Here is a 22,971-nt window from a genome sequence, read left to right on the forward strand (position 1 = left end):
TATTTTCCTCCTAATTATTAATTATTTTTTCTTCTAACAATTGGTTCTCATATAAGTTTTTATAGAAACCATTATTTAATAAAAGAGATTCATGAGTTCCTCTTTCGGCAATTTCACCATTGGACAATAAAATTATTTCATCACAGTCTTTAATAGTAGATATTCTATGACTAATTATAATAGTAGTTTTTGTATCCATTATAGTCTTTAAATTATTTAATATTTTTTCCTCAGTTTCGGTATCTACACTAGACAAACTATCATCTAATATAAGTACTGAAGGTTCTTTAATTAAAGCACGAGCTATGGAAGTTCTTTGTTTTTGACCACCAGACAATGTAACTCCCCTTTCGCCTAAAATAGTTTCAAATCCATTTTCAAACTCTATTATATTATTGTAAACCTCAGATAACTTAGCGGCATTTACAACTTTTTCGGAAGAAGTAGGTTTATCAAATGAAAAAGCAATATTTTCTGCTATAGTATTAGAAAACAAGAAATTATCTTGTGGCACATAGCCTATATTTTCCCTAAGAGATTTTAAAGACAGGTCTTTAATGTCTATATTATCGAAGAGTATATTACCATCTTGAGCATCGTAAAGTCTAAGAAGCAGACTTGCAATAGTTGACTTTCCACTTCCTGTTCTACCAATTATAGCTAGTGACTTTCCCTGTTCTATTGAAAAATTTATATTTTTTAAAGCATAGTTATCAGAATCAGGATATTTAAAGCTGACATTTTTAAATTGAACTTGTCCTTTTGGTTGTTCCAATTCAATAGTCTTTGGATTATTAACTATATCTGGGGTTTCTTCCAGAATAATGTTTATTCTGTCCATTGAGGCAGCTCCTCTTTGAAATATATTTATAACCCAACCTAATGCCATCATTGGCCATACTAATAGACCTAAGTATGAATTAAATGCAATAAAGTCGCCTAATGAGATTTTATTTAATATTACTTCTTTACCTCCATAAAAAATAATTAATAGAAAGCTAAGGGAGGATATAAACTCAATGAATGGATGGAAAGTCCCAGATATTTTAACCAAATCTAAATTCTTTTTTAAATTATCATTATTTACTTTTTCAAATTTACTTTGAATAAGATTTTCTTGTACAAAAGATTTTACTACTCGAACACCAGAGAAACTTTCTTGGGTAATGTCAGTAAGATCAGAAAAAGCCTCTTGAACTATTTTAAAACGTTTATGAATAATCTTACCAAATTTACTTACTACAATAACGATAAATGGTAATGTAAATAATGCAATAAAAGTCAATCTAATATTTGTTGTTTTTACCATCATAATCAAAGTAAGTACTATCATAAACATAGAGTCTACAATCATTATAGTACCTTGACCAATGGCCATTCTAACAGCATTTACATCGTTTGTAGCATGAGCCATTAAATCTCCAGTCTTATGAGTGTTAAAGTAATTTGGAGATAAGGATAGTAAATGATCGAATATCTTTTTTCTTAAATAGTATTCGAGTTCTCTGGAAGTGCCTAAAATATATATTCTCCAAAAAAAACGTCCAACAGCAATTGCTATTCCAGTTAATAAAATTAAAAACACATACTTTAATATAGCCTTATTATTTAAGGCATTGTTTTGAAAATCGTTCGTTAGCCACCTAAAGATTTGAGGAACTATTAGTTGTATAGAGTCTATTATTAAAAGCCATATTACTCCAATTAAATAGTTCCATTTTTGTTTTGAGAAAAAATCCTTCAAAGTAAAAAAAGTTGACAAGTTGTAATACCCCCTTATTATAATAGTTTTTTAAATTTAGATACTCGAAGTAATTTCTTAATATATATTATAAAGGAAATCTGGATAAAATGAATGAATATTTGAAAATTTTATTATAATAAGTATAAAATACTTAGGAATAAGAGACAATTAAATAGAGATTATTAAATAAAATTAGGAGGTATATTATGGAATTAACTACAAAAGAAATTTTAAAGAAGATGATATTGGATTCACAGGAAATGGTTAGAGATTATGAAACCCATTCTAAGAAGGTAAACGATAGTGAAGTAGCTGATATATTTAAAAAATTTGCTGAAGAATGTGGTTATCAAGCAGCAGAATTACAAAAAGTATTGAAAGAAAAATTTTAAATTCAAAAATCTAAAGTATATTGATTATAACTCCCATTTTGGGGTAGAAATGACAAATAAAATAGATACAATATAACAAAGGGGAGATAAAAATGTTAAACAAATTTATTGAAGAAAAGAAAAAAAGAATTGAAAAAGAAAAAAAAATGGAAACTGCTAAAAACCTTGCCGTTGGAACAGCCATAGGTACAGCAGTTGGTGCTGCAGCTGGTTTATTATTAGCTCCTAAATCTGGAAAGGAAACAAGAAAAGATATAGGTGATAAAACTAAGGAAGTAGCAGAAAATATAAAAACTACAGTAAATGACCAAATGGAAGCAACAAAGGATTTTGGAGAAAAAATAAAATCAGAAATTAAAAATGTTTATGATGATATTAAAGAAAAGGCAAATGAAGCAAAGGAAGATATTATAGAAGAAGTGGAAGATATGGATATTATAGAAGAAGTCGTGGAAGATATGGATATTATAGAAGAAGTCGTAGAAGATGATCAAATAGAAAAAGATGAGAGAGAAATTGAGTAAGGGGGCATAGATAATGAATGCTACCCTTACTGTTCAAGATTTATTTAAACTAATACTTTTTTTATTAGGTATAGGTGCTTTAACTTATTTAATTTTAATTTTTAAAAATTTAAATAAGATAATATCTAAAGCTGATACTATAATGGAATCAAATATAAAAGAAATTGACGATATACTTAAACAATTGCCTATTATAAGTGAAAACATACAATCTATTACAACAAATATGGACAATGTTTTAGAAGAATTAACTCCAGAGATAGATAGTACAGTCTGTAATATAAATAAGATAACAAAAAATGTAGGTTCAATTACTGATTCTATTGAAAATACAACGCATAAAGCTTATGAAACTTTTGATATAGTTACTGAAAGTATATCAGAAACAGCATTTTCTCTTCAAAACAATATAAAAAGTTTCGATAGCTATTTAAAATTAATTTTAGATGTAGTTGATAGTATAAAAAATATTATCAAAAAAAGATAAGAGTCTATTAGGCTTTTATCTTTTTTAATCCTATAATTAATACCATTAATAAATCAAATTTTTAAAATTCTTTCACAATTATTGGATTATTGGTATAATAGATATAATATTCATAGATAAATAAAATAGATATTAATTGCATATAAATATATAAATTACTATAAGATGAGAGGCTGAGTTTTATGAAAAAAGTTAAGGTAATATTTAATCCATCTTCAGGAAGACAATCTACAGAAAGAAAACTAGATCGTTTATGTAAATTGTTATTAGATGATGGATATTTAGTAAATAAATTCATTACTAAAAAAAAAGATGACGCTATGTTAGAGACAATTAAAGCTTGCAAAGAAGATTGGGATATTATAATTGTCAGTGGAGGGGATGGAACTGTAAATGAGGTAGCTAAGGGAATAGCTAAAAGTGAGAGAAAAATACCAGTAGCTATTTTATCATCTGGCACAGTAAACGATTTTGCTAATTATATGGAGATTCCTAAGAATATCAATGAGTTTTATGAAATGATAAAAAGAGAAAAGTTTATAGATGTGGATTTGGGTAAAGTAAATGACGAATATTTTGTAAACGTAGCAGCTGGAGGTATTTTATCAAATGTAGGTTATCAAGTATTGCCTGAAACTAAAATGGTCTTAGGTAGGTTAGCATATTATATAGAAGGATTGAGAGAAATAACTCTTCAAAATTTGGAATCCATAAACTTAAATATAGAAAGTGAAGAATATTCTTTAAATGATGAGGTATTATTGTTTATTGTATCCAATAGTTCTTCCATAGGTGGATTTAAAAAATTAGCTCCAGAAGCAGATGTTCTTGATGGGCTATTAGATGTAGTAATTATAAAGAAATCTGGAGTTCAAGATTTGGCAAATATTTTTATTAACATATTTAGTGGAGGGCATGTCAATCATCCAAATGTATTGTATTTTAAGTCAAAGAAGGTAGAGCTAAAGACGAACCGAGATGTACCTATTGATTTAGATGGTGAATATGGAGGAAAACTTCCGGCTACTTTTGAAGTCGTACCTAATGCCTTTAGAATTATTATATAATGATTTTAAGGGAAAATGAAGGAGGAGGTTCAAATGAACAAAAATGAAAGCTATGAAAATGTATCCAATATAGAAAGATATTTGAGAAAAATAGACTATATTATAAGAAAAAAAGGTAGAGCAATATTAGCCGACTTTAATATTACTGTACCTCAATTTTCGGCTTTACAGATATTAATAAATCAAGGAAATATGACCATAGGAGAGTTAAGTCAACATATGGCATTAGCTTGCAGCACTATTACAGACCTGGTAGATAGGATGGAAAAAGCAGACCTAGTAGTTAGAAAAAAACATGATAAAGATAAGAGAGTAGTAATAGTAGAGGCATTGCCTAAGGGATATGATATTTTGGAAAAGGTAATGAGTAAAAGAATTGAATTTTTATCAGGTAAACTAAGTGATTTTGAAGATGATGCTAAAAGTAGGCTAGATTTAGGATTAAAAGCTTTATATGAAGCAATGAAAGATGAAACCCAAGACTAGATACTAAAAAGAGGGGATATTAATGAGGATTATAGATAATAGATATAAAATTGAAGAAAGTTTAAATGATACCTTTTATTATGAATCATATAAGGTAATTGATTTATGGGAAGGTGATAAAATACAGTTGATGAAACTTTATAATCACAATATCCAAAATCAAGTAATTGATTACTTTTCGGACAACTTCATTCATCTATCTAATATTCGTCATGAATATTTATTATCCTCAGAATCATTTAATTTAGTAAAGACAATAGACACTAAAAAAACAAACATGCTATTATACTATTCAATAGTAGAATATGTTCAGGGGTCTAGACTAAGCAGAATAAAAGACAAGTTGAATTTTCATGAAAGATTAAAGATTATACTTGATATTATGGTGGTAATTGATTTTTTGCATTTTAGAGGATTTATATATAAATTATTAAATCCTTTAGCAATATTTATAACAGAAGATAAAACTATGAAACTTATGGATTTGCCTACAAACCTTGAAAATAGATATAGTTCTAATTATGATGATTTGTCAAGATATTTTATATTACCAGAAACCTTAATAGATAAAGAACAAGATGATAAAAATACAGATTATTTTTCAATAGGAGTATTGATTAAATATTTGTTTTTAAAAGATTTTACTGTTGATGATACAGACAGTTTTATATACAGTGATTTTTTAATAACTGAAGAACAAAAGGAAGTATTAAATAGTATTATAAAACAGCTTACTAAGCGAGACTTTATCAACAAAGAATTGAATTTAATGGAGATTGTAGATAGAGTAGTGATTGCTTTTAATCTTGACTATTCCTATGATTTAGTAAAGGATAGAAATGTCTTACATTTTAACAATAAGATCATAGGAAGAAAAAACGAAATTAGAAGATTTATGTCACTAGATGATAATATTGCAAGAGGAACAAATGATTTAAGGGGATTGGTTTTAAATGGTGATTTAGGAGTTGGAAAAACAAGATTTCTAAGGGAAATATCTTTTAAACTTAAAATGAAAGGTAGAGACGTATATTTTGTTGAGATACACGATGACCAAAGTAATCATTTGTTAGACATGGCTAATATTTTGAAACAGTCAATAAAAGATACATCTCCGGAACTTATAAATAAGTACAGGTCTGAACTTTCTAAAATATTACCAGAATTAAGACTAAATATAGATGAGGAAATAGATACAGACTTGAGTCAAAGGATAGAAAGGTTTAGATTATACAATAGAATTGCTAATTATTTCACAGAACTATCTAAAGACAAAATTATATATATTATTGTTGATGATATTCAAAAATGTAACACTACTTTTATAATGATTCTAGATTATTTAATCCAAAATACAACAAGTAATAATTTGTTTTTTGTTTTTTCCTATGATAAAAATGACGAAAATATCCATCCTTTAGTGAAGGAAAAAATAGAGCAATGGGAAAAGGAAGTATATATACAGTTTATGAATTCACATAAATTAAATCTAGAAGAAATAGGAGAATTAGTTAAAAGTATATTGGGAATATCCTATGTTCCTTATAGTTTGGCTTCTGTTTTATTTAGAGAAAGTAAGGGGAATCCAAGACGAATTGAATATATAATTAAACATTTATTCAACACTGGAGAATTATACATGAAAACTTCAGGAAGATGGTACCTAAAGGTTGATGATTACGATGACTTATCTATTCAACCAAATGTAGAAGATGACTTTTCAAAGCAATTGAATATAATTAAAGAAAATTATTTTAAAGAGAATTATTTTGATATATTCAAAGTAATGTCAATATTTAGCGATAAACTACATAAAAGAATATTACTTGAGATGTTGGAAATAGAACAACACAATATAGAAGATGCCTTAAATGAATTAATAAATTTAAAACTAATAGATGAAAAAGTAGCAGACTGGGGATACAGTTATAATATAAATGGTAGTGAACTAAAAAGGCTAATTTACAATCAAATATCTGAAGAAGAAAAAACAGCCTTACATACAAAGGCAGCTAAAGTCATTCAAGATTTAGATGATGGACTTATATTAGAAGAATTAATATATCATTTAATTAAATCTAATCAAAATAAAAAGGCTTTAGATATAGTTTTTAATGAGATAGAAAAACTTGAAAACAAGTATGGAAGTCAAGCTAAGTTTTTGTTGCAACAGGCATATAATATAGTTAAAGATAATGATAGCGAAGAAAAGCTTGAAGTTTTAGAGGGATTAGTTAATATATATTATTTAAAAGATGAAACAGATAAAGGAAAAGCATATTTAGAAGAGTATCAAAAAACTGCAAAGCTATTAAAAAACTTTGACCATATAATCAAAAGTAAATTTGTAATTATAGATATTAATTTTAGAAAAGGTGAAAAGGAAAAGGCTTTACAAGAAGTAGAAGTCATAGAAAAGATTTCCAAAGAAAATAATATCGTTGAGGGGAAAATAATGGTATTGGCCACTAAGGCAAGATTTGGAATATCTAATGGTGAATTAAAAGAGTCAGAAAGATATTTAAACGAAGGAATAAAACTATCTCAAAATAATGGAAATATAAATTGTTTAGGGATTCTTTACAATAGGCTGGGACTCATAAAACATTTAAGTGGAAACACAAAAGAGGCAATAAAGGACTATAAAAAAAGTATTTTTTATTATGAAGCCATAGGGAACTTTATGGATGTTACCAGACCTATTAATAATATCGGAATCATCTATGCAGATTATTATGCAAACAATCAAAAAGCTATGGAATATTATAAGAAGGGTTTAACCATAGCAAAAAGTACTGGTCTACAAGAGGTGGAAACTGTTTTCTTAAATAATATAGCTGAGTTGTATATAATGGATTATAAGTTTGATGATGCTTTAAGATATATGGAAGAATCAAAGCAAGGCAGTTTAGAACTTCAGGATTTTAGAATGACTATTTTAGTTCATATTAATTTAGGAACTATATATCTTGCAACATCGGAATATACAAAAGCATATGGATGTTATCTATATTTAAAAGAAGTATTTGAATCAAAGGAAATATTTGATTTTGAAATAAATGTACAATATCATGAGTTTTTAGGAGAATTCTATGGTTGTTTCGGACAATGGGAGAAGGCAATAGAATCATATAATGTTGCTTTGAAATTATCTCATGAAGTTAATGCACGAGATTACCTAAGAAGTAAATTAATGATTATTTGTTTTACATTTTTAAAGGAATCTACTTTAAATATAGAAGAAGTTGAAGAATTGAGAAATTCCTATAGAAATACAGAATTTATTCAAGATAGAAGAAAAGCACTTTTATATTTATCTATTATTTGTCTTTTAAATCAGGATAGAAAATATGCTCTCAATTTAATAGAAGAAGATACAGATTTAGTGGAATTAGTAGATATAGATTTTTTACACAAAATAAGAGAAATAATATTATATGCCTTAGACCTTTCAGATTCTTCCATCGAAAATTTAATTTTCATGGAAGAGGAAACTGATGATGGAACTTTTTCTTTGACCTTGTATCTTAATACTTTAATAGGATTTGTATTTTATTCTAGAAATAAATATAAAGAAGCTATTAAATATCTACTGGATTCCTTAGATAGAATTTATCGATTGACTTTAAAGATACCAGATTCACAATTGAAATTTAGCTATATTAAAAGTAAAAAAGGGGATTTAATAAAGGAAAAAATAGTAACCTGCATAAAAAATGAATATAATCGTGAAGTAAATTATCCATTACTAGAGGAAGTAAATGAAAAAGATTTAAATTACTTTTTTGATATTACTTCTATGATTGATGTAATAGGTAGTGAAGAGTTTGTAAAAATAACTAAACTGGATTATTTGGATAATGTTTTGGATATCAATACTACAGAAGAATTAATATCTAGATTTACTGATGATTTCAAACATAATTTAGATATAATACTTAACTATTTAGGAAAGGAAACCTTTGCTAAAAAAGGTTATATTCTAGGTTATGATGATAAAGAAAAGGATTATATAGTGTATTCGTCATTAGATGATAAAAGCGATTATAAAATTAATAAAGACATCCTATCTTTAACTGATAAACATAAAATGGGAATTTTAATAAATAGTAATTTCCAAACTGTATATAATCAGAATTATAAGGAGTTTTTATCTAATGATAAAAAAGGGATAATATGTGTTCCCATATTTAAATCTAATGAATCAGTTAATAGAAAGATAGAAAGAAGAAAGATTATATACGAGGAAAGCCGTAGCCAAGGTTATATTTACTTAGAAACTGATAAGGTATTTAACAGATTTGACATTCAAAGATTGGAATTAGTTAAAAATCTTTCTAGTTTAGCATTTATTAATTTAGAAAATAATAAGTTGAAGTTAATGGCTATTCAGGATAAACTTACTGGAGTATTTACTAGAAAGTATTATGAAGGAAAACTAGTAGAACTTATTAATCACGCTAAGTCCACAAATGGAAATTTTTCGATTTTACTGTTAGATATTGATAAGTTTAAGAATATCAACGATACTTATGGACATAGAAAAGGAGACCAAATTCTTGCTTTAATAGGTGAAGTCTTAAAATCAACAGTAAGAACCTCTGATATAGTGGCAAGATATGGTGGAGAAGAGTTTATTATACTTATTAAAAATACTAAAGAATATGAAGCTAAGAAGATTGCAGAAAAAATACGTAAAAATGTTGAGAATTTTAAAATTAAGGGAATAGAACATTCAATTACCATAAGTATAGGAATATCTCTTTATCCACATCATAGTCAATTTAAAGAGGAGCTAGTTGAAAAAGCAGATCAAGCTTTATATCATGCTAAAGAAACAGGAAGAAACAAATCTGTTATATGGAATCCTCAGATGGACAATACAATAAATAGAGTTGATAAATTAGCAGGTATTTTAACAGGGAATACTGAAGATGATAATAGAAATATATTGGCTCTTATTAATACTCTTGAATTAATAAAAGAAAATCAAAGTATTGAAAAAAAGACTTTCAAATTTTTAGGAAGAGTGTTAGAAACTCTAGATGCAGAGTGGGGTTCCATAATATTTATTGATGATGGAGATATTAAAAGAACCTTGAGCCGAGCTAGATTTAATGATAGCTGGATAGAAAACATACAGATAAATCATAGAATCATCGATAGAATATTATATACTCAAAAAGGTGAATTTTTAATAGATTGGGATAATATTGACAATATTGATTCTTTAACAGGACTGCCGAACTGGCAATCTGTTATAATTTTACCACTAATAAATAATGGGCAAGTAAAGGGAATTTTATATATTTCCACTGCTATTAAAAATAAAGAGTTTGACTTTGATGATTTTAATTTATCTAAAAACTTTGGTAATATATTTTCTGCAATAATATAAAATATGTTTACTATTTTGTATTATATTATGTTATAATTGATTTAAGTTTTGAAATTTCCAATATTTAAAGTAGGGGAGATTATGCTTAATAGACAATTTATTTTAAGAGAATTAAATTTAAAGAAAACCACAGAAATTATCTGTGGTTTTTTTATGCACTTTATCTAAGTAATGAAATATAATGATGAACTTGAATGGAGGTTGTAACATGGAAAAAATATTTATAGACGGTAATAGTCTAACTCTAGAGGAATTTGTGGAAGTTGCAAGAATGGGTAAAGAAGTAGAATTATCTAAGGAAGCGATTTTAAAGGTAGAAAAAGCCAGAGCTTTGGTAGACAAATTTGTAGATGAAAATAAAGTAGTATATGGTATAACTACTGGATTTGGAAAGTTCAGTGATGTTGTAATCACTGGAGAGGAAACAAAAACACTACAAAGAAATCTGATTATAAGCCATGCTTGTGGAGTAGGCAATCCCTTAGAGGAGGAAGTAGTTAGGGGAATTATGTTACTTAGAGCTAATGCCTTATCTAAAGGTTTCTCAGGTATAAGACTATCTACATTAAACACATTAGTAGAAATGTTAAACAAAAAGGTCCATCCTATTATTCCAGAAAAAGGTTCCCTTGGAGCTAGTGGAGATTTAGCACCGCTTTCCCATATGGTATTAGTTATGATAGGTGAAGGTGAAGCTATATATGAAGGAAAAAGAATGTCTGGTAAAGAGGCAATGGCAAAGGCGAATATTCAAACAGTTGAATTGACATCAAAGGAAGGGTTGGCTTTAATCAATGGAACTCAAGTAATGACTTCTATTGGTGCATTAACAATACATGATTCTATAGTTTTAAGCAAAACAGCTGATATTGCTGCATCATTAACTATGGAAGCCCTAAATGGAATAACTGATGCTTTTGATCCTAGAGTTCATAGTGTAAGAGCCCATGAAGGACAAATAAATACAGCTAAGAATATATTATCCATATTAGAAAATAGCTCCATGACTACAAGACAGGGCGAAGTTAGAGTACAAGATGCTTATTCATTAAGATGTTTGCCTCAAATCCATGGAGGAAGTAAAGATTGTTTCAAATATGTAAAAGAAAAAATTGAAATAGAAATGAATTCAGCAACAGATAATCCTTTAATATTTGTAGATGAAGAAGAAGTCATTTCAGGTGGAAACTTCCATGGTCAACCAATGGCTTTAAGTTTCGATTTCTTAGGAATCGGTTTATCTGAACTGGCAAATATATCTGAAAGAAGACTTGAAAGATTAGTAAATCCATCTTTAAGTAATGGATTACCTGCATTTTTAGTTAAAAAGGGAGGACTTAATTCAGGATTTATGATAGTACAATATTCAGCAGCGTCTTTAGTATCAGAAAATAAAGTATTAGCTCATCCTGCCAGTGTAGACTCCATACCATCTTCTGCTAATCAAGAAGACCATGTGTCCATGGGAACAATTGCAGCAAGAAAAGCTAGGGAAATACTAGGAAATGCTAGAAAAGTTCTTGCTATGGAAATACTAGCAGCTTGCCAAGCAATAGATTTAAGAGATAATAAAGGATTAGGAAAAGGAAGCAATATAGTTTATAATATAATAAGGGAAGATATTCCATTTATGGAAGATGATAGAGTTATGTACTCTGATATTAATAAATCAGAAGATATATTAAAAACTGGAAAAATAGTTAATGAAGTTGAAAAAGAAATTGGAAGATTATTATAGGAGGGATAGTTAATGATTAATAATTTAGGGATTTCTCAAGCTATGACTATTAAATTAGGAAATGAATTACCACCAGAGCCAAAGTTTCAAGAAAATATAAGAAGAGCTCCTAAGAGAGAGTTAAATTTAACTCAAAGAGAGATAGAAATTGCTCTTAAAAATGCTTTAAGGTATGTACCAGAGGAATTACATGAAAAATTAGCACCAGAATTTTTAGACGAGTTATTGACTCATGGTAGAATATATGGATATAGATATAGGCCAGAAGGAAATATTAAAGGAAAATCACTAGATGAGTATAAGGGAAAATGCATAGAAGGTAAGGCGTTTCAAGTAATGATAGATAATAATCTTGACTTTGATGTAGCATTATATCCTTATGAATTAGTCACTTATGGGGAAACTGGTCAAGTATGCCAAAACTGGATGCAATATAGTCTGATTAAGAAATATTTAGAAGAATTAACTGATGAACAGACTTTAGTAATTGCTTCAGGACACCCAGTAGGTTTATTTAAATCTTCTGTTACAAGTCCTAGAGCGATTATAACAAACGCACTTATGATAGGTGCTTTTGATGATCAAGAACATTGGATAAAGGCTCAGGCAATGGGAGTTGCAAACTATGGACAAATGACAGCAGGTGGCTGGATGTATATAGGACCTCAAGGTATTGTTCATGGAACATATAATACAATTTTAAATGCAGGTAGAATGAAACTAGGAGTTAAAGAAGATGGTGATTTAGCAGGTCATCTATTTGTAAGTTCTGGTTTAGGTGGAATGAGTGGAGCACAGGGTAAAGCTACTAAAATTGCTAAAGGTGTAGGAATCATAGCGGAAGTAGATTATTCAAGAATAAAAACTAGATTAGATCAGGGTTGGATAGATAAATCCTTTGATGATTTAAAAGAATTATTTGCATATGCTCATGAGTTCATGGAGAAAAAAGAACCAGTGGCAATTGCATACCATGGTAATATTATAGATTTATTGGAATATGCAGTAAACAATAATGTTCATATAGAATTATTATCAGATCAGACTTCATGCCATGCTCCTTATGATGGGGGATATTGTCCACATGGTATTACTTTTGAAGAAAGAACAGAGATGTTAGAAAAAGATAAAAAAGGATTTATAAAATTAGTAAATGAATCCTTAATCTATCATTTTGAATTAATTAAAAAACTAGTGGAAAAAGGAACTTATTTCTTTGATTATGGAAATAGTTTCATGAAAGCTATTTATGATGCTGGTGCAAAGGATATTTCTAAAAATGGAATAGATGAATCAGAAGGATTTATATTCCCTTCCTATGTAGAAGATATAATGGGACCTATGTTATTTGATTATGGATATGGACCTTTTAGATGGGTTTGTTTAAGTGGCGAACATGAAGATTTAATTAAAACAGATAAAGCTGCTATGGATATAATAGACCCTAATAGAAGAGGTCAAGACAGAGATAATTATATATGGATAAGAGATGCAGAAGCCAATGGACTTGTAGTAGGTACTCAAGCTAGAATTTTATATCAAGATGCTTTAGGAAGAACGGAAATTGCATTGAAATTTAATGAAATGGTTAGAAATAAAGAGGTAGGGCCTATAATGTTAGGTAGAGACCACCATGATACAGGAGGTACAGACTCTCCATTTAGAGAAACTGCTAATATCAAAGATGGAAGTAATATTATGGCAGATATGGCTACTCAATGTTTTGCAGGAAATGCAGCAAGGGGAATGAGCCTTATAGCACTTCACAATGGTGGAGGAGTAGGAATCGGAAAGTCTATAAATGGTGGATTTGGAATGGTGTTAGATGGTTCAGAAAGAGTAGATAATATCCTTAAAACTTCAATGCCTTGGGATGTAATGGGTGGAGTAGCAAGAAGAGCTTGGGCTAGAAATGAAAACTCTATTTCAACTTGTGTAGAGTATAATAATAAATTCAAGGATACAGACCATATAACAATACCATATGTAGCAGATGATAAATTAGTTAAAGAATTAGTTGAAAATAAATTAAATAAATAATAATAGGGGGAATATAAATGGCTAGGATAATTCAATGTGTGCCAAACTTTAGTGAAGGACAAAATAAAGAGATTATTGAAAAGATAGTTGAAGAAATAAGGGTTGTAGAAGAAGTAAAGTTACTGGACTATTCTATGGATAAAGACCACAATCGTACAGTAGTTACATTTATAGGTGAACCCGAAAAGGTAATAGAAGCTGCTTTTAATGCTTGTAAAGTAGCATCAGAATTAATTGATATGAAAAATCATAAGGGAGAGCATCCAAGAATGGGTGCAACTGATGTTATACCACTAATTCCAATATCAGATGTAACTATGGAGGAAGCAGTAGAATTATCAAAGAGATTAGGGAAAAGAATTGGAGAAGAACTTAATATATCTGTATTTTTATATGAAAAATCTGCAAGTTCAATAGATAGAGAAAATCTAGCTGATGTAAGACGTGGACAATATGAAGGTATGGAAGCTAAGTTGAAAGAAGATAATTGGACTCCTGATTTTGGACCTGTTGAATTAAATAGAGAGGCTGGAGTTACAGCAGTTGGAGCTAGAATGCCTTTAGTGGCATTTAATGTAAACTTAGGTACAAATGATGTTAGTATTGCTAAAAATATCGCTAAATCCATTAGATCAAGTGGTGGTGGGTTTAAATATTGTAAGGCTTTAGGGATAGAAATTAAGGAAAGAAACATAGTTCAAGTAACCATGAATATGGTAGACTATACAAAGACACCATTATTTAGAGTATTTGATGTTATAGAAAGAGAAGCTAAAAGATATGGTGTAAATGTCATAGGTAGTGAGATAATAGGATTAGTTCCTATGGCAGCAATGGTTGATGTGGCAGACTATTATTTAAGAGTAGAAAACTTTGATCATAGTCAAATTTTAGAAAAAAGAATGATGGAATAGGTGATAAAATGAAAGCCACTTTAATTATCAAAAATATAGATAATTTAATAACCTTAAAAGGTGAGAATAAAGCTAGAGTTAAGGAAGAATTAAAAGATATTGGATTGATTAAAAATGGTATAATAGCTTTAAATAAAGATAAAATATTATATGTAGGAGAAGGAGAATTGCCATCTGATATTACTTTAGATGAAAGTACTATTATTCTAGATGGAACTGGGAAAACCGTAACCCCAGGATTAGTAGATTCCCATACTCATTTGGTACATGGTGGTTCTAGGGAAAATGAATTGGCAATGAAGCTAAAGGGTATACCTTATTTAGATATACTTGCAGCAGGTGGAGGAATTCATTCTACAGTAAAAGCAACTAAAAATGCAAGTTTTGAGGAGTTGTATAATCAAGCAAAGAAAAGTTTAAATACTATGTTATCCTTTGGAGTAACTACAGTTGAAGCAAAAAGTGGATATGGTATAGACGACTTTGAAACTGAAATAAAACAATTAGAAGTAGCTAAACATTTAAATGAGGATCATCCAGTAGATATTATATCTACGTTTATGGGTGCTCATGCTATACCTAATGCCTATAAAGATAATTCTGATGAATTTGTAGATATTATTATAAATGATATGATTCCTAAAGTAGCCCAAAAAAAATTGGCTAAATTCTGCGATGTATTTTGTGAAGAAGGAGTATTTACCATAGAGCAATCTAAGAAGATTTTACTTGCAGCTAGAGAATATGGAATGGGTCTTAAACTTCATGCTGATGAAATAAAACCATTAGGTGGAGCTGAATTGGCTGCTGAAATAGGATGTATTTCTGCAGATCATTTAATAGCAGCCAGTGATAATGGAATTAAGGAAATGGCTAAGAATGGTGTAATAGCTAACTTATTACCAGGAACTAGCTTTAACCTACAAACTGGTAACTTTGCTAAAGCGAGGAAAATGATAGAAGAAGGTGTACCTGTATCGTTATCTACTGACTATAATCCAGGGAGCTGTCCAACGGAAAACATACAGCTGATTATGAGTTTTGGAGCATTGATTATGAAATTGACTCCAGAAGAAATAATTACATCAGTAACAATAAATGGTGCGGCCTCATTAGGTTTAGAAGAAAAAATAGGAAGTTTGGAATCAGGCAAACAAGGGGATTTAGTAATCTTTGATTCTCCGAATTTAGAATATATATTATATCATTTTGGTATAAACCATGTAGACAAAGTAGTTAAGAAAGGTGAAATAGTATATACTAAAGAAAAATAAAAGTTTAAAGAATACTTTTAATTAAATAAATTAACTTTTAGCTTGTTAGAAATACTATCAAGCTAAAAGTTTTTTCATTATGAAAGGAAGAAAGCTAAATGTTTGGAGAACTTATTAGAGCTTTTTTATTAATTTTTGCCGCTGAAATGGGAGATAAAACTCAGATAATAGCTATGACATTTGCGACTCAATACAAAGTAAAAGAAGTAATATTTGGAGTTATACTAGGAGTTATTTTTAACCATGGTATTGCAATATTATTAGGTAGATTTATTTCTACAGTTGTTCCTATGAATTTAATTCAAATAGTTGCAGGAATTATGTTCGTTGTATTTGGAGTAATGGCCTTAAAAGATGAAGATATAGATGAAACCAATGACAAGAAATCATTTAGCCCTATTATAACAGTAGCCATAGCTTTTTTTGTTGGAGAGTTAGGTGATAAAACCCAATTAACTGCAATGACTTTGTCTATAGAAGCAAGTTATCCAATATTTATACTAGTAGGTACGACTTTAGGGATGGTTGCTACTTCTGGATTTGGAATATTTATAGGATCCAAAATTGGGGAAAAAATACCTGAGATAGCCATTAAAGTTGCCTCATCTATAGTATTTATATTTTTTGGAAGTTTAAAATTATTCAATACAATTCCAAAGGACTATATAAATATCACTAATATTATATTATACTTATTAATAATAGCAATAATTGAAATTATTTTAATGAAAAAATTGATTAATAATAGACGAGGAAAAGAGAAATCTCCTATGATTGATGTAGCTTCTAAGTTATATAATCAAACAAAGGTTATAAATGAAACTATAGAAAGCATATGTTTAGGGGAAGGAAAGTGTGGGAAATGTATTGGCTCTAACTGTTTAATAGGATATACTAGATTTATAATTAAAGAGGCAAGAAAAAATGGAAATTATTATTCAGATGCTTATATTAATCTAGATTTTTTGATAAAAAAGGAATATGATAATAATAAAGTTTTAGAAGCTTTAAGTATTATAATGGTAGACTCAGTAAATAACAGTTGGAATACAGATGAAAATTTTGTAATCAATAAGGTTAGGAATTCATTAGAAGTAATCATTTTTGGACAAATTATAGGTCATAAATCTGACATCAATACTTATTTTAAAGAAGCTAAACTACTAAACAAAGAGTATGGAACATTGTTAGAAAAGAAGGTTTATACAAAATTACACAATTAATACTTCGTCTTAATTGTGAGAATAATTTATAAAACAAGGAGGTAAATATCATGGCTGAAAATCAATATGTGGTTTTTAAATTAGGAAAAGGAGAGTTTGGTATTGATATAATGAATGTAAAGGAAATCAGTGTTTATGAAGAATCTATTTCTCTTCCTAATACACCATCATTTATTGAAGGTGTTGTAAACTATAGAGGAAATGTTATACCTATTATCAACCTAAAAAAGAGATTATTATTAGGAGAATTTGAAGTAACAAAAGATACTAGAATTATTGTAATTAATTTAGATGATAGAGAAATTGGATTTATAGTAGATGAGGCATCTCAGACTTTAAGGTTAGATGAAGAACAAATAGACCCTGCTCCAGCGTTCATTACTGGGATTGATAAAAAGTATATAACAGGTGTAGGAAAGCTAGATGAAAAAAGACTACTGATCTTAATTGATCTTAATAAAATTTTAACTGAAAATGAAATAGAAGAGATACAAAATTTAGAGGTTTAAAAATTATGAAGTCGGATTCAATAGGGATTAGAAGGTTAAATGAAATACTAGAAACTACAATTAATTCTATAAAGGGAAGTAAAGATGAAATCTTTGAAATTGTAGATTATGCTAGAGCGGAATGTAAAAAGTTGGAAGATGAACTTAAAAACATTCAAGCGAAAATGATAGAAATCATTGAACAAGTAGAAAATTTGGAAGATCTAGATAAAAGGAGCAGAAGAAATTTATTAAATAAGAGTAAGAACTTTAATTTATTTAATGAAGATGAGATTAGAGAAGCTTATGATTTAGCCAATGCTATTAGGGTAGATCTTTTGTTGAAAAGAGGGGAGGAGAAAAATTTAATAGAGAAAAGAAAAGATTTGGAAGTACGTTTGAAAAATTCTTATGAAGTATATAAAAAGGCAGAAAATGTTAATAAACAAATATCTGTTGCTACAGAATATTTAATGGGAAATTCTAAGGATATTTCAGACACTCTTGATGAATTAAGTAAAAAGCATTATTTAGGAATAAAGATTATTGAAGCACAAGAAGAAGAAAGGCTTAAAGTAGCTAGAGACATCCATGACGGACCAGCCCAATCTTTAGCCCATGTCATAGTGAAAGCAGAGTTATGTGAAAAACTACTAAATATAGATCAAGAAAGGGCAAAAAATGAACTCAATAATTTAAAATGGATTATTAGATTAACTTTAAAGGATGTTAGAAGAATAATATATGATTTAAGGCCTATGTCCTTAGATGATTTAGGACTTATACCAACACTGGAAAGATACATATCTATTTTTCAAGAGGAAGCTGAAATTAAGGTTAACTTTAAGCCTTATGGAAAATTTGACGATTTAGAGTCTGCTGTTCAAGTGGCTATTTTTAGAATAATTCAAGAGGCTTTAAGTAATATTCGAAAACACTCCCAAGCACAGTCATCATCTATTATAATTGAGAAAACATTGAATAAAATTAACTTATTGATTATAGATGATGGTATTGGATTTAATCCAGAAAGTTACAAAGAAGGATGCAATTCAGTATCTAGTGGATTTGGATTAATGAATATAAAAGAAAGAGTTGAATTATTAAACGGGAAGTTCAACATAACATCTTCTTCAAATGTAGGTACTAAAATAAATTTATTTATACCTTTATACGAGGAGGAGTAAGTGATGAAGGATAAAACTATTAGTGTAATAATTGCAGATGATCATCAATTAATAAGAGAAGGAATAAAACAAATATTAGAGTTAGAAGGCAATATAAATGTGGTTGGACAGGCTTGTAATGGAGAAGAAGCTTTTAATATGGCTAAGGAATTAGAACCTGATATAATATTATTAGATATAAATATGCCTAAACTAAATGGTATAGAAACTTTAAAGAAAATTAAGGATATGGGAATAAAAACAAAGGTAGTCATTCTGACTATCCATGAAGATAAAGAGTATATATTAAAGACTTTAAAACTAGGGGCAGATGCCTATATGTTAAAAGATTTAAGTTCAGATAATTTAATTAGAGGTATTCAGGAAGTGGCTAAAGGGAAAAAATATATTCAATCCAGTGTGGCAGATTTAGTTAAAGAGTTTTCTAGTTACGAAGAATATCCTGATACTAATATTAATAAAATTAATTCATTGACCAAGAGAGAGTATGAGGTCCTTATATTAATAGCAGAAGGATTAAATAATAAAGATATTGCAGAGAATTTATATATAAGTGAGAAAACAGTGAAGAATCATGTATCTAATATTTTTAAAAAACTTGATATAAATGATAGAGTGCAAGCAGCAATATTTGCATATAAAAATAATATAAAGAAACTATAGAAAGAAAAAACATCAAAGCCATTAAAATTTCAGTGTCTTATGCAATGAAATTTTAATGGCTTAATTTAGTTCCAAGGGAAAAGTGACCACTACCCCTAATAATTGTTTTTAATCATTTTAACGTAGACGAATTTGCAAAATCTAAAATATGATTTTTGAAGGCTTCGCTTAGTGGTGAAAGTTGTCTGCTTTTATGAAAAGCAAAATAAAATTTCCTAGTAAAATCTAATCCATCAATATAAAACGCTTTATATTTGTTAAGAGATAAATCTGACTCTATAGCTTTTTCAGATAAGAAACTGACACCTATACCAAGAGATACTAATTCTTTGACTGTTTCAGTATCTTCCACATATGCAGCAATATTTAACTTATTCAAAGAGATATTAGATTGCTGTAATACATTTTCAACTAAATCCCTAGTGCCAGAGCCTTCTTCTCTAAATACTATATTTTCTTTCAGTAAAACCTCTTTATTAATAAATGAAAAGTTCTCATCTGGAAATTTAGGGGAATTAGGAGTAATTAAAATCAATCTATCTTCCATTAAATCAATATATCTAAGGTTGTTTGAAGAATGTTTGGCACCTAAAATACCAAAATCTGTTTCGCCATCTAATATTCCTTTTACCACCTTTCTGGAATCTTTATCTCCAATTGTAAAGGAAACATCAGGATAGGAATTTAAAAAGTTTTTGATAATCGTAGGAAGTAAATGTTTTCTAGGAACGGAGCTAGAAAATATGTGAAGATGTCCTTGTATCTTACCTTGATAGGAGGCCAAATCAAACTTTGCCATCTCACAGGAATTCAATATATTTACTGCATACTTATATAATAAGCCGCCTGCATCAGTAAGTGTTAACCTTTTGCCAAATCTATTTATCAGCAGTGTTCCAAGTTCTTTCTCTAAATTTTGAATATGATTAGTTACAGTAGGTTGTGTAATGAAAAGCTTTTCAGCTGCTTTTGAAAAGCTTTTTAGCTTTGCAACTTCTACGAAGGTTTCTAATTGTCTAAAATCCACTTGCATCACCTCTTATATATTATTGTTGTCTTTAACTATATTGTAGCAAATAATATATATAAATCTACATTTTTTTATTAGAAATATAAAAAACAGAATATAAGCTATAAACAATCAAATCAAAAAAGCCTAATAATAGAATAATAAGGGAAATTAATAAAAAATAAAAATAGCGTTGACAAAACAATATAAACAGTGTATAGTTATAAAATGTCAGCAACAAACTTTTCAAATTTTCAAGTTAAAGTAAAATATAAAAAATTGAAAAAAGTAGTTGACAGCAAATGGAAAATTTGCTATACTGAATAAGTCATCTCGAGAGAGACGGCATTATGACCTAACACAATGAGCGTGGCGAGTTGATGTAGGTCAAACGCAATGAACACCAAATCTATACGAGCATAGCGAGTAAATAAATTTGAGTTGTGAAACTGCGATGAACCTAGAAAACTAAACAGTGTGAGAAACTTTGAATTATAAAAAGTAACACATGAAATAACAGTCAGCAAATTTGAGCTAATCAGACTTTTAAATGAGAGTTTGATCCTGGCTCAGGACGAACGCTGGCGGCGTGCCTAACACATGCAAGTCGAGCGAAGTTTTCAAAGCAGATTTCTTCGGAATGAAACTTTGATTATCTTAGCGGCGGACGGGTGAGTAACGCGTGAGAAACCTGCCTTTCACAAAGGGATAGCCTCGGGAAACTGGGATTAATACCTTATGACACTTAAGAGTCGCATGACTTTTAAGTCAAAGCGTAAAGCGGTGAAAGATGGTCTCGCGTCCCATTAGTTAGTTGGTGAGGTAATGGCTCACCAAGACCGCGATGGGTAGCCGGCCTGAGAGGGTGAACGGCCACACTGGAACTGAGACACGGTCCAGACTCCTACGGGAGGCAGCAGTGGGGAATATTGCACAATGGAGGAAACTCTGATGCAGCGACGCCGCGTGAACGATGAAGGCTTTCGGGTCGTAAAGTTCTGTCCTTGGGGACGATAATGACGGTACCCAAGGAGGAAGCCCCGGCTAACTACGTGCCAGCAGCCGCGGTAATACGTAGGGGGCAAGCGTTGTCCGGATTTATTGGGCGTAAAGGGTGCGTAGGCGGCCATTTAAGTCAGATGTGAAAGATCACGGCTCAACCGTGGTAAGCATTTGAAACTGAAAGGCTTGAGTTAAGGAGAGGAAAGTGGAATTCCTAGTGTAGCGGTGAAATGCGTAGATATTAGGAGGAATACCAGTGGCGAAGGCGACTTTCTGGACTTATACTGACGCTGAGGCACGAAAGCGTGGGGAGCGAACAGGATTAGATACCCTGGTAGTCCACGCCGTAAACGATGAGTGCTAGGTGTTGGGGGTCAAACCTCGGTGCCGCAGCTAACGCATTAAGCACTCCGCCTGGGGAGTACGTACGCAAGTATGAAACTCAAAGGAATTGACGGGGACCCGCACAAGCAGCGGAGCATGTGGTTTAATTCGAAGCAACGCGAAGAACCTTACCAGGGCTTGACATGCCCCTGACCGTCCTAGAGATAGGACTTTACCTTCGGGTACAGGGGACACAGGTGGTGCATGGTTGTCGTCAGCTCGTGTCGTGAGATGTTGGGTTAAGTCCCGCAACGAGCGCAACCCTTGCCTTTAGTTGCTACCATTAAGTTGAGCACTCTAGAGGGACTGCCGATGACAAATCGGAGGAAGGTGGGGATGACGTCAAATCATCATGCCCTTTATGTCCTGGGCTACACACGTGCTACAATGGTCGGTACAGCGAGCAGCGACTTAGTGATAAGGAGCAAATCTCTTAAAGCCGATCCCAGTTCGGATTGTAGGCTGCAACTCGCCTACATGAAGTCGGAGTTGCTAGTAATCGTGAATCAGAATGTCGCGGTGAATGCGTTCCCGGGTCTTGTACACACCGCCCGTCACACCATGGGAGTTGGCAATACCCGAAGCCAGTGAGCTAACCTTTGGAGGCAGCTGTCGAAGGTAGGGTCAATAACTAGGGTGAAGTCGTAACAAGGTAGCCGTATCGGAAGGTGCGGCTGGATCACCTCCTTTCTAAGGAGTTCAAAAGAACTCACACTGTAAACTAGGTTTTAATAAATATAATATGGACTTGTAGCTCAGGTGGTTAGAGCGCACGCCTGATAAGCGTGAGGTCGGTGGTTCGAGTCCACCCAGGTCCACCATTATGACCTAACACAATGAGCGTAGCGAATTGATGTAGGTCAAACGCAACGAGAACCAAATCTACACGAGCGTAGCGAGTGAATAGATTTGAGTTTCGAGACTGCGATGGTAATTGAACATTGAAAACTA

16 protein-coding genes, 1 tRNA gene and 1 rRNA gene are annotated in these 22,971 nt (G+C 30.5%); 16 read left to right on the top strand and 2 right to left on the bottom strand.

The features are described from left to right. Positions 1-10: 10 nt before the first annotated feature. Complete coding sequence (locus KQI41_RS08170; protein ID WP_154442650.1) at positions 11-1,762, bottom strand: ABC transporter ATP-binding protein; 1,752 nt, start codon at positions 1,760-1,762, stop codon at positions 11-13. Positions 1,763-1,950: 188 nt separating this feature from the next. Between KQI41_RS08170 and KQI41_RS08175 the strand changes: the two genes are divergently transcribed. The 14 genes from KQI41_RS08175 to KQI41_RS08240 all read left to right on the top strand — a co-directional run bounded on the left by KQI41_RS08175 (position 1,951) and on the right by KQI41_RS08240 (position 19,625). After that, positions 1,951-2,136, top strand: a complete 186-nt coding sequence (locus tag KQI41_RS08175; RefSeq protein ID WP_154442648.1) for a ferritin family protein — start codon at positions 1,951-1,953, stop codon at positions 2,134-2,136. A gap of 92 nt (positions 2,137-2,228) precedes the next feature. Next, complete coding sequence (locus KQI41_RS08180) at positions 2,229-2,660, top strand: YtxH domain-containing protein (RefSeq protein WP_154442646.1); 432 nt, start codon at positions 2,229-2,231, stop codon at positions 2,658-2,660. A gap of 13 nt (positions 2,661-2,673) precedes the next feature. Then, positions 2,674-3,147, top strand: coding sequence for a methyl-accepting chemotaxis protein (locus tag KQI41_RS08185; RefSeq protein WP_154442644.1), 474 nt, complete (start codon positions 2,674-2,676; stop codon positions 3,145-3,147). A gap of 182 nt (positions 3,148-3,329) precedes the next feature. Further along, complete coding sequence (locus tag KQI41_RS08190; RefSeq protein WP_154442642.1) at positions 3,330-4,214, top strand: diacylglycerol/lipid kinase family protein; 885 nt, start codon at positions 3,330-3,332, stop codon at positions 4,212-4,214. A 33-nt stretch (positions 4,215-4,247) separates the two neighbouring features. Continuing rightward, positions 4,248-4,700 (top strand): MarR family winged helix-turn-helix transcriptional regulator, encoded by a 453-nt coding sequence (locus KQI41_RS08195; protein ID WP_154442640.1) that lies wholly within the window; start codon positions 4,248-4,250, stop codon positions 4,698-4,700. Between the two features lie 22 nt (positions 4,701-4,722). Next, the gene (locus KQI41_RS08200) at positions 4,723-10,098 is read left to right on the top strand and encodes a diguanylate cyclase (protein WP_154442638.1); all 5,376 of its coding nucleotides are present in this window, start codon (positions 4,723-4,725) and stop codon (positions 10,096-10,098) included. A 208-nt stretch (positions 10,099-10,306) separates the two neighbouring features. Beyond that, positions 10,307-11,836 carry a histidine ammonia-lyase gene (hutH, locus tag KQI41_RS08205; RefSeq protein ID WP_154442636.1) on the top strand — a complete coding sequence of 510 codons (1,530 nt, stop codon included), beginning with the start codon at positions 10,307-10,309 and terminating at the stop codon, positions 11,834-11,836. 12 nt (positions 11,837-11,848) lie between these two features. Then, positions 11,849-13,876, top strand: a complete 2,028-nt coding sequence (locus tag KQI41_RS08210; RefSeq protein ID WP_154442634.1) for a urocanate hydratase — start codon at positions 11,849-11,851, stop codon at positions 13,874-13,876. 17 nt (positions 13,877-13,893) lie between these two features. Further along, positions 13,894-14,790 (top strand): glutamate formimidoyltransferase, encoded by an 897-nt coding sequence (gene ftcD, locus KQI41_RS08215; protein ID WP_154442632.1) that lies wholly within the window; start codon positions 13,894-13,896, stop codon positions 14,788-14,790. Between the two features lie 8 nt (positions 14,791-14,798). Then, positions 14,799-16,064, top strand: a complete 1,266-nt coding sequence (gene hutI / locus KQI41_RS08220) for an imidazolonepropionase (RefSeq protein ID WP_154442630.1) — start codon at positions 14,799-14,801, stop codon at positions 16,062-16,064. Positions 16,065-16,162: 98 nt separating this feature from the next. Then, positions 16,163-17,287: a TMEM165/GDT1 family protein gene (locus KQI41_RS08225; RefSeq protein ID WP_154442628.1), complete on the top strand. Its 1,125-nt coding sequence runs from the start codon at positions 16,163-16,165 to the stop codon at positions 17,285-17,287. A gap of 50 nt (positions 17,288-17,337) precedes the next feature. Then, a complete protein-coding gene (locus KQI41_RS08230; RefSeq protein ID WP_154442625.1) occupies positions 17,338-17,796 on the top strand; it encodes a chemotaxis protein CheW in 459 nt (152 codons plus the stop codon). A gap of 5 nt (positions 17,797-17,801) precedes the next feature. Beyond that, entirely contained in the window at positions 17,802-18,962 is a 1,161-nt protein-coding gene (locus tag KQI41_RS08235; protein WP_154442623.1) for a sensor histidine kinase, read from the top strand. A gap of 3 nt (positions 18,963-18,965) precedes the next feature. Then, entirely contained in the window at positions 18,966-19,625 is a 660-nt protein-coding gene (locus tag KQI41_RS08240; protein ID WP_154442621.1) for a response regulator, read from the top strand. A 112-nt stretch (positions 19,626-19,737) separates the two neighbouring features. Here KQI41_RS08240 and KQI41_RS08245 read toward each other — a convergent pair whose 3' ends face one another. Further along, positions 19,738-20,652 carry a selenium metabolism-associated LysR family transcriptional regulator gene (locus KQI41_RS08245; RefSeq protein ID WP_216585131.1) on the bottom strand — a complete coding sequence of 305 codons (915 nt, stop codon included), beginning with the start codon at positions 20,650-20,652 and terminating at the stop codon, positions 19,738-19,740. A 528-nt stretch (positions 20,653-21,180) separates the two neighbouring features. On the opposite strand from KQI41_RS08245, the gene KQI41_RS08250 reads away from it, so the two are divergent. Further along, positions 21,181-22,710, top strand: a 16S ribosomal RNA gene (locus tag KQI41_RS08250). Positions 22,711-22,764: 54 nt separating this feature from the next. Continuing rightward, positions 22,765-22,841 (top strand) — tRNA-Ile (locus KQI41_RS08255). Positions 22,842-22,971 lie beyond the last annotated feature (130 nt).

This window comes from Tissierella pigra, assembly GCF_018917845.1.
In the GTDB taxonomy this organism is placed as follows: domain Bacteria; phylum Bacillota; class Clostridia; order Tissierellales; family Tissierellaceae; genus Tissierella; species Tissierella pigra.

Excerpts from the sequence above, each read along its gene's own strand:
- KQI41_RS08175 (WP_154442648.1), top strand. The coding sequence starts at position 1,951 with ATGGAATTAACTACAAAAGAAATTTTAAAGAAGATGATATTGGATTCA.
- KQI41_RS08180 (WP_154442646.1), top strand. The coding sequence starts at position 2,229 with ATGTTAAACAAATTTATTGAAGAAAAGAAAAAAAGAATTGAAAAAGAA.
- KQI41_RS08185 (WP_154442644.1), top strand. The coding sequence starts at position 2,674 with ATGAATGCTACCCTTACTGTTCAAGATTTATTTAAACTAATACTTTTT.
- KQI41_RS08190 (WP_154442642.1), top strand. The coding sequence starts at position 3,330 with ATGAAAAAAGTTAAGGTAATATTTAATCCATCTTCAGGAAGACAATCT.
- KQI41_RS08195 (WP_154442640.1), top strand. The coding sequence starts at position 4,248 with ATGAACAAAAATGAAAGCTATGAAAATGTATCCAATATAGAAAGATAT.
- KQI41_RS08200 (WP_154442638.1), top strand. The coding sequence starts at position 4,723 with ATGAGGATTATAGATAATAGATATAAAATTGAAGAAAGTTTAAATGAT.
- hutH (WP_154442636.1), top strand. The coding sequence starts at position 10,307 with ATGGAAAAAATATTTATAGACGGTAATAGTCTAACTCTAGAGGAATTT.
- KQI41_RS08210 (WP_154442634.1), top strand. The coding sequence starts at position 11,849 with ATGATTAATAATTTAGGGATTTCTCAAGCTATGACTATTAAATTAGGA.
- ftcD (WP_154442632.1), top strand. The coding sequence starts at position 13,894 with ATGGCTAGGATAATTCAATGTGTGCCAAACTTTAGTGAAGGACAAAAT.
- hutI (WP_154442630.1), top strand. The coding sequence starts at position 14,799 with ATGAAAGCCACTTTAATTATCAAAAATATAGATAATTTAATAACCTTA.
- KQI41_RS08225 (WP_154442628.1), top strand. The coding sequence starts at position 16,163 with ATGTTTGGAGAACTTATTAGAGCTTTTTTATTAATTTTTGCCGCTGAA.
- KQI41_RS08230 (WP_154442625.1), top strand. The coding sequence starts at position 17,338 with ATGGCTGAAAATCAATATGTGGTTTTTAAATTAGGAAAAGGAGAGTTT.
- KQI41_RS08235 (WP_154442623.1), top strand. The coding sequence starts at position 17,802 with ATGAAGTCGGATTCAATAGGGATTAGAAGGTTAAATGAAATACTAGAA.
- KQI41_RS08240 (WP_154442621.1), top strand. The coding sequence starts at position 18,966 with ATGAAGGATAAAACTATTAGTGTAATAATTGCAGATGATCATCAATTA.